Raw genomic sequence first — 11,002 nt, 5'->3', positions numbered from 1 at the left:
AGCCTTTAGTCAGATTACATTGCGAGACATCCATCACTGGTTTACCCATTGTTGCTATTGCGATACCCCTTTTAAAGAGCCTACCTAGTCATCCATGCTGTACCTCATTCAACTGAAACCCGCTATAATGAATTTACTTGTTGAATAAAAAATCATTAACTGTAACAATATTGATAGACAGAAAAGGATGTAAAATGAGTAAATCTTGATCTCCTGTAATGATCGATTCTGCTTGACCATTAACGGCTAATTCTAAATATTTATTATCCTTAGGATCTCGGCAAATATCCGTTCTGAATTCCATATTTAAAATAAATTCCACAGTTTCAGAAAAGTCTAAGAAAAATTGTTGACGCTCTTCAAGACTAATATAGCGGCCAAATTTTGGTCGCGATAAGACACTTTCCAGTTCTTGCCAAGTGGCAGGGGACACGATGATGATTCCTAATTGTTGCGCTTTTTAAAAAGCAGTATTGGGTTTACTCTTGGGCGATAAAACAGAACTGATAATAATATTGGTATCGATAACAAAGCGTCTAGTCATCTTCATTTAAGAGAGATTCTAAAATTTCAGGGTTTAATCCTCTCTCTTGTGCTTTTTGTCCAATAGTATCCATCGTTTTATATAATTTGTCCAGAGATTCTTTTCTAGATAAATTTGAAGATTGAACATAAAAAGCGATTTTTTTTCTATTTTTTGACGCTCTTCTTCCGTTGCATTCCAATAAGTTTCAGCAACATCTAAAGGGACTTTGATTTGGATTTCTGTTTGATAGTTTGTCATAATTATATTTTCTTGGTTTAGTGGGTGGGTGGAATTAAATATAAGATGAACGTAGGTTGGGCTTCGGCCGTGAGCTTTTGCCGAACGGTTGAAGCATGAAACCCAACGCCCCGATGGGTTACGCTACCGCTAACCTATCCTACAAATAATTGTGCCTCCCTACTTAAATTGCTGGCTGAGAATTATCGGTAGTCGGACAAAAATAAAGTTAACTGTGCAGACAAGGCAACAGTAAGGGTTTCGGACTTGATTACATTTCTTAACATAGTCTTGTTCATAGCCTTTCTCATCAAGATGAAGTGTAACCTAATTTGCTATTGGAGTCAGGTTTGTCTAGAAAACGGGTTTCTTAAAGAAACCCGTTTTCTGTTATTTAGGATTTGCTGAAAAACTTTTTGCCGCAAACCCTAACTATAGGCTCAAGCTCACTTTTTCACTAGCTTGGGCAACTCTCGAAAACGTTGGCGTAAACTCTCGATATTAGCCGATTTCCCGCCATAACGCCAATCAACGTAGGCGCAAGCAATCTCCTCGATAATATTCGCCACTGGCGGCGGTTGGACGCTGCGGGCGGCGGCGGCGTATTCTAAAGGGGTTTGAGCGGGATGTTTGCCATAACCAGCTTCTGTTAAGATTCCTAACATTTGCTGGTATAAACGCTCGATCGGTGGTAGTTTAGACAACTTGCGACCCCGACGCCAACGATGGAACTGTCCCCATCCTAACCAACCAGCGTAAGCGAAGACGACCCCCACTAAACCGCCGAGAATTCCCCCGAAAAGACTGCCGGAAATAAAGCGCCATAACCAGGCCAATAACTGACCGATAGTAACGATAACATTTTCCCAAATCAGACCGAGAAAACCCGTGACTGGGGAGGGCAACCATCCCGCTACCCATTGCCAAAATTGCTTGAGGACGCTAAAAGGTTCCGCTTCCTCAAAGGATGGGGGAATTAATTCGTGGCCCGGGATAGGATCGAAAGCATACCAACCGTAACCAGGGAAAAACACCTCTGTGATGGCGTAAGCGTCCGTATTTTGGACAACATAAAAGCCAGTGAAAGGATTAAACTGGCCAGGAGCAAAACCGGTGGCTAATCGGGCAGGAATACCGATCGAGCGTAACATAATCGTTAACACGGTGGAAAAATGATCGGCGTAACCCCCCTGAAAACGAAACAAAAAGGCCGAGACTAAATCCTCATTTTCGGCTAAAAAGGGCAAATCGGCTTTTAATTCGTAGTTTTGCTTTAATGCTTGGGCCAAATAGAGGGCCTTCTCGTAGGGAGAGGTTAAAGGTTTGGGAGATTTGGCCAGCAATTCCTCGGTTTTTCGGCGGACTTTCGGGGCAATTTCAGCAGGAATTTGCAAATAATAGTTGAGAATAGCCTTAGGATAAGTTTCTGGGGCCGATCGCAATTGGCTGCGATTGCGTTCCGGCACTTGTGAGATTACAGTATAAGTTAGCCCTTCCGCTAATCCCCCTGGCGACCTTAAGCTATTTTCTCGGTCTAAAGATACCTGTCGGGTAGGAAAAAAGAGAAACTGAGGCGAAGTAAGAGCAGGGATAATATTCGGTAAACTGGAGACAATGCTATAACTTTGGACTACCTGATGGGTTTTGGCCTGGGTTGCGGGCAGCGGCAGAAAAAAGCGATAGGACCAACGATTGCGATTTAAATCCTCTACTTCTTGATCTCGCGAGATTTGCCACCCTTGACCAGTATAGCGATCGAACGCCATGGCGCGCCAGAATCCGGGGGCTTGAGAACGTACCCGCATGACTATCTGGGGAGTCATACTTCCCCGCAAATTTTGGTTCATTTGGCTGTTAAAACCGTAATAAAAGGTAGGATCTAGCTGTCCTGACCCTGTAGTGGGACTATTACCGCTATTTACGCCACCATTCCCCGTTTCACCCTCGCGCACATAGCCAGGGTTAACGATTTGTCTGTCTCCCTGTTCAAAATCCTGATTTTCCATACCTCCTGGACTATTGACGGGAAAAGATTGAATTTGATAACCCGGAAAACGTGGCATCAGAGCAAAAATTGTCAATCCCAAGAGGAGAATTGTCAGAAAGAAAATCCCAAAACGTCTGGGAGAAAGGGGGGAATTTTGCGGGGAAACTAATTTTTTTGTGGCTAGACGCAGGGGTTTCCTTGGGAAGAAAGGGAGACTCTGATTGAGATTATCTAAACCTAAACGAGAACGATAGTCTAAAACTAGGGTAGGTAGGGCTAAAAGCAGAAAGATGATTAACCAAGGCGCAAAAGCGAGGGTTTGGGAGATTGTCCCAGCGACTCCCAAGAGAATTAAACCGATTACCATAGAATACCCTAAATCTTTGCGTCGGGGCAGGTCAAAACTATGGAGAATTTGCAGTTGAATTAATAATTGTGTTAAGGCAATGCGACTATCCTGCATCGCAACGATATTACCCAAGAATAGCGCCAACACTACCAACATTCCGATCGCTATACAAAATTTTGCCCCAATATTGCGCTTTTTCCTGCGTCGCCAACTCCAGATTCCGCCGATAATACTGAGAGGAACCGCCCAAATACTGGTATAACTATCGGTAGCCACATCGGTGGCGATAATACCCACGATTACTAAAGCTTGCACCAGAATTCTTAAAATAATCGATTCCTCGGTTTCTGGCAAGGGAGAAGACTCTATCTTTTGCCAGAGGGTTTTTAAGGAAGGTCTTGGACGAGTGGCACTGCTAACCATAGGGTAAATTGAAAGAAGGACAAAGAAGTTAATTTTATATTTCCCAGTTCTAATCTCGATCGCTGCATGGGGTAAAGTGGATTTGATACATCGGTCGTCAGGGTTCGACGGTGAGACTGCGGACGTTCGGTGAGCTTTTGTCGAACGCTCAGTCGAACCGCCGAACCGCCGAACGGCAAAAGGGGAAATAAATAATCAGTTTTTAATAACCGGATTTAGTATTATTAGAATAGGACACCACTAGAGCAATCGCTCCTAAAGAAGATTAGGAGATCGCAACATAGCAAAATATAGGAGTTTAGCTCGTGTCTAACGAAACCGTGACTTATTCCCTAGAAGCTGTTCTGACAAGGATCGAGGGGAAAATAGACTCTCTACAAAGGGATGTTAACAAGCTAGAGATAGGACAATCGGAGTTAAAAGGGGAGATTAAAGCCCTAGATGAGCGACTAACCACAGAAATTAAAGGATTAACTGCAAGAGTCGCTAATCAGGAATTTACCAATCGAGGGATTCTAATCGCTTTGGTTGTTGCCATTTTAGGAGGGGCAGCTAAACTTTTTGGTTTTCTTCCCAATCCCTAACAGCGATCTAATTAGGAAGTTGTCGTTTTCTTTTCACTAATAACTGAAAAATCCCCACCCTACCCAATCACCTCATGTAAATCCGTCGGTGCGAGATTAGGATAAACCACTTCACCATCTTTAAACCAAATAATGCGCCCAGAATGACGCGCCACATCGGCCTCATGAGTTACCATGACGATAGTAATTCCACTGTTATTCAATTCCGAGAAAATAGCCATCACCTCTTGGGTAGTTTTCGAGTCTAGCGCCCCCGTCGGTTCATCGGCAAGTAATAATATGGGTTGATTGACAATTGCCCTAGCAATAGCGACGCGCTGCTGTTGTCCCCCCGATAATTGATTGGGTTTATTGTGCAGTCGATTATCCAATTTTACCTTCGTTAAAGCAGCGATCGCTCTTTCCTTTCTTTCCTGGGGAGGAACCCCACCATAAATCATCGGTAACATGACATTTTCCAGCGCACTCATCTGGGGTAAAAGATGGAATTGCTGGAAAACAAAGCCGATTTTACGATTGCGAATCTGAGCTAAATCCCCATCCGGCAGCGTGGAAACGTCGAGATTTTCTAGATAATAGGACCCCGAGGTGGGACGATCAAGACAGCCGATAATATTCATGGCCGTGGATTTTCCCGAACCCGAAGCCCCCATAATAGCGCAATATTCCCCTTTTTTTAGGCTTAAATTGACGTTATTGAGTGCTTTAACCATGGTTTCGCCACTGCCGTAGATTTTAGACACATTTTCGAGGCGAATAATTACTTGCTGATAGACTTCGGCTTTATCGTTGCGTTCGCTGAGAGAGGAAGTATCAAAACTCATGAAATAAATAGGGTTTGCGGCAAAAAGTTTGTTGGTGCGGTTAGGAGTCAGTAGCCGGTCGTTTCAGGCTTTGTCGCCCTCGTACCAATTTATGTACTACAAGAAGGATAATGCAAGGTTTTTGAGATTCCCAATCCGATTTTCGCAGCATGAACATCGGATTCTAACAGGTCAAAAGCCTTATTTTAAAAGGGTTTTACCATTATTCAGCCAGCCCTAAATAGAGATAAAACCAATAAATGCAGCTATTCTAACCTGAGCAATTCTCCATTCAAGCAACATCCTTGAGAAAACCGACCAGAGGCAAGAAAACCGGTGCTAAATTCGATCGAGCCACGGCTAAACAGGGATAGGATTGATCACTATAATTTTCCCCCACCTGTAAGGGAAAAATCTTTTCTCCTAAAGAGATAAATACCCCGTCTGCGGCCTGTAGAATTGCCCAAACTGCGGCAATATCCCAGACTTTTGGGGTTGCTTCCACTCCTCCCAAGACAGTGCCATCGGCCACCAAAAGCAGATTATAACTAGCTACTCCTATCATCCGCACTTTGCAGGGAAAGGGGTTTTTGAATACATCTGTACTACGAGCGCAGAGATTAAACAGATGATTTTTGCTGGGAAAATCGTCGCTGGTGTGAATCGGTTGACCGTTGCAGTAGGCCCCCTCTGGACCGGTTAAACCCGTCTCACCGTACCAATAACCATAATAGGCCTGTTTCAGGCAGGGGAAATAAACAAATCCGAACACGGGAGTCCCCCGGTAGAGAAGTCCCAGGGAAATGCCCCAGATGGGAATACCGCGAGTAAAATTAGTCGTGCCGTCGATCGGATCCACGACCCAACACCATTCTTGATCCGGGAAAATATGGGTAGTTTCCTCGGTTAAGACTCCATGATCCTGGAAAGTGCGGGCAATTAGCGATCGCAATTCGCCATCGGACCAACGGTCGGCAGCCGTCACTAAAGTCCCGTCTGCTTTGTTGGTGGCCTGTAATTTGCCAAAATCAGCCAGTAAGCGATCGCCCACTTGGCCGGTAGCCTGATAACAAAAGTCTAAAACCTGACTCCAAAAAGTTTCCATAATTTTCTCGTTCGTCTTCTAGTAAAATATTAACTTAGTGTCTAAACTTAGGTAGTCGAGATTGAGCGCGGAAGCCCACCAGGAGATCAGACTAGCTACCCGTCTAGAAGCGATACTTTACCTAAAAGGGCAGCCTGTCCCCTTAACCGAGATGGTGACATTAACCAACAGCGATCGCTTGACGGTGGAAGATGCTATGATCGAGTTAATGTCGGATTATGCCCACCGGGATAGTGCCTTGGAAGTGGTGGAAACCCCCCTCGGTTATAGTTTACAATTGCGGTCAGCTTATCAGAATTTGATCGAAGACCTGATCCCGGCCGAATTAGGCACAGGAACCCTCCGCACTTTAGCAGCGATCGCAATAAAAGAACCGATTTTGCAAGCGGATTTAATTAATTTACGGGGCAGTACGGCCTATCAACAGGTTCAGGACTTGGTAGAACGAGGATTTGTGAGAAAACGCAAGCAAAACGAAGGTAGATCGTACTGGTTAGAAGTAACCGACAAATTTCATCAATATTTCGAGGTTGACAATCTTAGAGAACAGGGTATTCTGGAACCTACTGATCAGGAATAAGGAGAGAGAGAGTATATAGCGTTTCCTGTTCCCAAAAGGTACATTATCGATGTTGAAAAGCTTAATCAGCAAAGGTTTAAGTGTGCCACACAGATGTGAGAAACGCTATATTAAGGGTAAATGTTTCTGATTACTGAGCTAAACTTGAAGAAGATGGGGGGACTTCAGGCAATCAAGAAGAGCGATTTGTTAACCTAAACCCAATAACCACTACAGCGTGGGAGTTCTGATGACTTTTAATCCTGATTTTTTTCCCTGGGAAACCGAAGAACAAAATGATAACTGTCTGATGCAGTATCTCCAGCAGCAGCGTCCTGAAACCCTTGAGAGAATAGCCCAATCGGTCAGTAGCGAAATTAAAGATATTATCTCGCAAAACGTCAGGGGATTGGTGGGAATGTTGCCATCAGAGGATTTTGCGGTACAAATTACCACCGACCGCGAGAATTTGGCTAATCTTCTCGCTTCAGCGATGATGACAGGTTATTTCCTCGGTCAAGTGGAGAAGCGCCATCATTTAGAATCAATTTTGTTAGCTACAGAATCAATTAAATTAGGCAAAAAAACAAAAATAGATTAATCTTCACCCCAAAAAGATAGAGACACTTTCATCGGTGTCTCTATCGGTTTTTAGCCCCCTTTGGCAAAACTCACCATCACCAAAATCGAGAGCAGGATACCAGGGACAAGTAAACCCGCTAATAATCCAAATTCAGTCAGCGTCATAGGAAAATATGCCCAAAATTCCATCACTCCCCACTCTAAACCCCTCTTCTGGCTACCCCAACAAAGCTTAAGGAAAATTTAAAGCCTTTTACCAGTTTTTCTCCTATCACACTAAATCCAGTTATTAAAAACTGATTATTTATTTCCCCTCTTGCCTTTTGCCTGTCCTTATAAGTAGCCTATACTTAACGGATTTAGTATCAGTTGTCCGACTAGACAAACCAAAGAGAATCTTTTTGATGTTGCCAAGCAGTTTATAATTCTTTTTTCAGTGCCCCGTATAAAGCTGAATAATCTTGCTCTGCGAATCCCATTTCTAAAGCTTTTTCCAGAAGGCGCTGTACTCCTGTTAGGGGAAAACTGGTTAAATCTAACTTCTCCGATTCCTCTAAAAAGAGATTAACATCTTTGAGTAAATGTTTAGTGGGAAAGTTAGGGTTAGCATAATTTTCTTCTAACATTCTGGTTAATTTTTTGTCAAAAGTAGGCGCATATAAGGCACTTTGACGCAGGATAGTCATGAACTTTTCTATATCTACTCCTTGTTGGGATAAAAAAGCTAAACTCAAAGCAAAAGCACTGGTTAGAGAAGCAATTAATTGATTTAAAGCTAATTTTAACGCCGCAGCGGTTCCCACTGCCCCGATTAACATCGGTTCTTGACCAAAATTGGCTAATAAATTTGACCATTGATGGAACTGTTTTTCCGTTGCTCCCACCATAACTAAAAGAGTCCCATTTTTAGCTTCGGGAATACTTCCTAACACGGGTGCTTCTAGATATTCTCCCCCTTTAGCCACAATTTGATCTCGCAGTTGTTTACTTTCAGAAGGAGCAATAGTTCCCATCTGGATAATAGTCCGATTATTGAAGTTAGATTGCTCGTAATTTAATCCTAAAACCTCTTGAATAGCGGCAGCATTAGTTAACATTAAAATTAGACAATCTGCCTCTTGAATAACTTGTTCAGGGCAGCTAACTGTTTTGGCTCCTAACTGCTGTAAAGGTGTCAATTTTTCCAATGTGCGATTATAGGCAATAACAGGAATTTTCTGATTTAATAATCTTTCTATCATTGGCGTTCCCATTAATCCTGTTCCCAAAAATCCAACTTTCATAACTCAATTTTTCCTGATTTAGTGATTAATTTTTACTTGTTTTTATAGCTGTCCAATGACGTTCGGAAGACTGATAAGTTTTAACATTTTTTAATCCCGATTGCTGGATTAAATCGGCGATTTCTGCTAGGGTAAAAGCGGCATGGAGAGAATCTTTAAATAGTTGCGCTTGTCGGGGAGAAAAATTAGGATCGATTTCTCTCACCATCCCCTTAATTATTTCCTCGGAATCGGGACGGAATAAATCTCTTAAAAATATGCCACCATTGGGTTTTAAAACTCGCTTAATTTCCTGTAAAAAAGGTAGAGGATTTTCGAGATGATGGATTAAACTATTAGAAATAACTAAATCAAATTGCTCGGATTGGTAGGGAAGATTTTTTCCATCAACTTTCTCCAATTTGATTTGTTCTTGACAGTTAGCATTAAGGATATTTTTTTGACCAATTTCTAACATAGAATCGGCCAGATCAATAGCGATAATTTGCCATTGGGGACGTAGTTGACTGAGCATAATCGGAATGCGCGCGGTACCAGTTCCCACATCTAACACCCTAGCATTAATACCAGCCAATTGTACGGCTTCTTTAGCAAAATTAGTATTAACTTCCGTGAAGTCCATGGCATCATATTCGATCGCTTCTTCCCGATCATCCATCACTTCTGGTTCTAAAATTCTTTCCATAGAAAGGCTATCTTTAAGGATTACAATATTCACAATACATCGGATCGGCGGTTTTTTCACCGTTGGGAAAGAGTTTTTCCTCTCGATAATCACAGCTTTGACAACCGTATAGTTCCAGTTTCATCAAAGAGGTGGGAAAGTGACATAAACCACAGGGTAAACCCGCTTTTCTTTCGATAATATCAAACCCCGGACAACCACAATTAGGACATAATTGATTGAGTTTTTGAACCAGATTTGCTGTCGCTGCTGCAATTGCTTTCATCCGCGTGGGATTGTGCATAGCGCGCATATCGGTTTCTAGGTGTACTTTGCCGTTTTTGTCAAGAATATCTTCAACAATTTTAACGAAATTTTTCTCGTCAGTAATTCCCTTAAAAATCTGCTCGGAGTCGAAAGAATTTTTATCAAACATCACCACTAACCCATGACTAGGAAACCCGATTTTTTCGGCAAATTCTAAAGCAGCTGCTAGATTAGTTACGGTTTGGTGAGCGTGATTGGTTTCCGTGACTATTGCTTGACCAATTATTTCTAGATTATGGACTCGATCGAGCAATAAAATCAATTCACGATTACAGGAAACTAACGGCAAGTTGGGATAGGGATAAAAACTACCCTCACTGGCAATTCCGAGATCGTATCCCGAAAGCTCGATCGCTTCTTGTGCTTTCCTGCGAGCGGTTTCAATTTGTGTTCCGATGCGCTTAATATTTCGGGTAAAAGTGCCAAAGCGATCGGTATTAAAATTATCGGATACAATCACCTTGAGACCTATTTTTTCCTCTAAAATCGGCGCTATTACCCGCTCTTTTCCGTGCATAGTCCCTAAAATTGCTATCCGATCTTGAAACATCTTTGTCAAGTAAAAAGGAGACGATCAACAGGAGACAAATATAACTGATGACTGATGGTGGGTTACGGCGAATACTAAATAGGTGGTAAAACATCTAAATTATTGTCGCCTAACCCACCCTACACTAACTTTCTGGGGTTTTTTCCTGAGCTTGTTTTAATCTTTCTGCTGCTGTTTCCATGACTTCTGCAAAGTTTTCGAGAATTTCCCCGGGGTGCGCTTCGAGGATTTTCGTAGATAGGGAAATGCGGTTTTTATATTCGTCAATTTCCGCAACTACCACTTGAATTGGTTGACCAACTTTAAAGAAAGTCATAGGAGAATTAAAAGAGGCTCCCGTCACCTGTTTAGCATGGAGTAATCCCGTCACTCCACCGCAATCGACAAAAACACCGTAGGGTTGTAATTTAACCACGGTGCCACTTAATAATTTACCCACAGCTAACTGACTGATAGCGTTAGCGCGAGCAATTTCTCGTTGAGATAAAACTAATTTATTATTTTCTTGATCGATTTGAATAAAAGTTGCGGTTAAAAGTTGTCCGATCAGGGAATCTAAATCGTTTTTTTCGATTAAATGGGAGCGAGGGATAAATCCTTTTAATCCTTCCACCTCTCCCGTCACCCCTCCCTTATTCACTCCCGTGACGCGCAGCTGCACCGACTTGCCACTTTCAGAAATTTCCCTGACATTTTCCCAAGCTTTTTGTAGTAATAATTGCCGCAGAGAGAGGGTAACTTGTCCTTCCGCATCCTGTCCACGGGTAATCAGAAAATCGAATTCTGCACCTATGGGTAAAGCTTCAGCAATAGAAGTAACATTTTCCAGGGAAATTTCTCTTAAAGGAATAAAAGCGGAGGATTTGCCGCCAATATCGATGTATGCTCCATCGGAGGTGTGTTGATCGACTCTCCCGCGCACGATCTGCCCTTTTTCAAATTGATAATCGTATTGATCAAGAGCTTTGGCAAAATCGTCCATGGAAAAGGCTGGGTTCGGTGTCATGATAAATAGAATGGTTA

11 protein-coding genes and 1 pseudogene are annotated in these 11,002 nt (G+C 42.5%); 3 read left to right on the top strand and 9 right to left on the bottom strand.

The genetic code is table 11. The features are described from left to right. Positions 1–133 precede the first annotated feature (133 nt). From MiAbW_RS08540 to MiAbW_RS08530, 3 genes and pseudogenes are all read right to left on the bottom strand, one after another. On the bottom strand, positions 134–433 hold the full coding sequence (locus MiAbW_RS08540; protein WP_238707224.1) for a putative toxin-antitoxin system toxin component, PIN family: 300 nt from the start codon (positions 431–433) through the stop codon (positions 134–136). Positions 434–536: 103 nt separating this feature from the next. After that, positions 537–784 (bottom strand): annotated as a pseudogene (locus MiAbW_RS08535) (hypothetical protein). A 425-nt stretch (positions 785–1,209) separates the two neighbouring features. Continuing rightward, positions 1,210–3,522, bottom strand: a complete 2,313-nt coding sequence (locus MiAbW_RS08530) for a transglutaminase TgpA family protein (RefSeq protein WP_151695748.1) — start codon at positions 3,520–3,522, stop codon at positions 1,210–1,212. Between the two features lie 305 nt (positions 3,523–3,827). Between MiAbW_RS08530 and MiAbW_RS08525 the strand changes: the two genes are divergently transcribed. Beyond that, positions 3,828–4,106 (top strand): hypothetical protein, encoded by a 279-nt coding sequence (locus MiAbW_RS08525; protein WP_002735949.1) that lies wholly within the window; start codon positions 3,828–3,830, stop codon positions 4,104–4,106. A 59-nt stretch (positions 4,107–4,165) separates the two neighbouring features. Here the strand turns inward: MiAbW_RS08525 and MiAbW_RS08520 are convergent, their stop codons facing one another. Further along, positions 4,166–4,930 carry an ABC transporter ATP-binding protein gene (locus tag MiAbW_RS08520; protein WP_151695747.1) on the bottom strand — a complete coding sequence of 255 codons (765 nt, stop codon included), beginning with the start codon at positions 4,928–4,930 and terminating at the stop codon, positions 4,166–4,168. A 271-nt stretch (positions 4,931–5,201) separates the two neighbouring features. Beyond that, on the bottom strand, positions 5,202–6,014 hold the full coding sequence (locus tag MiAbW_RS08515; RefSeq protein WP_151695746.1) for an inositol monophosphatase family protein: 813 nt from the start codon (positions 6,012–6,014) through the stop codon (positions 5,202–5,204). Positions 6,015–6,075: 61 nt separating this feature from the next. Here MiAbW_RS08515 and scpB point away from each other — a divergent pair, with 61 nt between their 5' ends. Both scpB and MiAbW_RS08505 read left to right on the top strand, forming a co-directional pair. Continuing rightward, positions 6,076–6,594, top strand: coding sequence for an SMC-Scp complex subunit ScpB (gene scpB / locus MiAbW_RS08510; RefSeq protein WP_151695745.1), 519 nt, complete (start codon positions 6,076–6,078; stop codon positions 6,592–6,594). Between the two features lie 229 nt (positions 6,595–6,823). Next, positions 6,824–7,174 (top strand): DUF760 domain-containing protein, encoded by a 351-nt coding sequence (locus MiAbW_RS08505; RefSeq protein ID WP_151695744.1) that lies wholly within the window; start codon positions 6,824–6,826, stop codon positions 7,172–7,174. Between the two features lie 400 nt (positions 7,175–7,574). Here MiAbW_RS08505 and MiAbW_RS08500 read toward each other — a convergent pair whose 3' ends face one another. From MiAbW_RS08500 to MiAbW_RS08485, 4 genes are all read right to left on the bottom strand, one after another. Then, positions 7,575–8,438, bottom strand: a complete 864-nt coding sequence (locus MiAbW_RS08500) for an NAD(P)-dependent oxidoreductase (RefSeq protein WP_151695743.1) — start codon at positions 8,436–8,438, stop codon at positions 7,575–7,577. A gap of 25 nt (positions 8,439–8,463) precedes the next feature. Further along, positions 8,464–9,123 (bottom strand): class I SAM-dependent methyltransferase, encoded by a 660-nt coding sequence (locus MiAbW_RS08495; RefSeq protein ID WP_151695759.1) that lies wholly within the window; start codon positions 9,121–9,123, stop codon positions 8,464–8,466. A gap of 13 nt (positions 9,124–9,136) precedes the next feature. Then, positions 9,137–9,979, bottom strand: a complete 843-nt coding sequence (locus MiAbW_RS08490; RefSeq protein ID WP_151695742.1) for a DUF6671 family protein — start codon at positions 9,977–9,979, stop codon at positions 9,137–9,139. Positions 9,980–10,103: 124 nt separating this feature from the next. Beyond that, on the bottom strand, positions 10,104–10,961 hold the full coding sequence (locus MiAbW_RS08485) for a S1 RNA-binding domain-containing protein (RefSeq protein WP_151695758.1): 858 nt from the start codon (positions 10,959–10,961) through the stop codon (positions 10,104–10,106). Positions 10,962–11,002 lie beyond the last annotated feature (41 nt).

This window comes from Microcystis aeruginosa NIES-4325 (genome assembly GCF_008974145.1).
Taxonomy (GTDB): domain Bacteria; phylum Cyanobacteriota; class Cyanobacteriia; order Cyanobacteriales; family Microcystaceae; genus Microcystis; species Microcystis aeruginosa_G.
The sequence above is the reverse complement of the archived record's forward strand: the minus strand, read 5'-3'. Positions and strand labels throughout refer to the sequence as shown.

Bases quoted from the DNA above. Each gene is read 5' to 3' on its own strand.
- MiAbW_RS08530 (WP_151695748.1), bottom strand. From the start codon at position 3,522: ATGGTTAGCAGTGCCACTCGTCCAAGACCTTCCTTAAAAACCCTCTGG.
- MiAbW_RS08520 (WP_151695747.1), bottom strand. From the start codon at position 4,930: ATGAGTTTTGATACTTCCTCTCTCAGCGAACGCAACGATAAAGCCGAA.
- MiAbW_RS08515 (WP_151695746.1), bottom strand. From the start codon at position 6,014: ATGGAAACTTTTTGGAGTCAGGTTTTAGACTTTTGTTATCAGGCTACC.
- MiAbW_RS08505 (WP_151695744.1), top strand. From the start codon at position 6,824: ATGACTTTTAATCCTGATTTTTTTCCCTGGGAAACCGAAGAACAAAAT.
- MiAbW_RS08500 (WP_151695743.1), bottom strand. From the start codon at position 8,438: ATGAAAGTTGGATTTTTGGGAACAGGATTAATGGGAACGCCAATGATA.
- MiAbW_RS08495 (WP_151695759.1), bottom strand. From the start codon at position 9,123: ATGGAAAGAATTTTAGAACCAGAAGTGATGGATGATCGGGAAGAAGCG.
- MiAbW_RS08490 (WP_151695742.1), bottom strand. From the start codon at position 9,979: ATGTTTCAAGATCGGATAGCAATTTTAGGGACTATGCACGGAAAAGAG.
- MiAbW_RS08485 (WP_151695758.1), bottom strand. From the start codon at position 10,961: ATGGACGATTTTGCCAAAGCTCTTGATCAATACGATTATCAATTTGAA.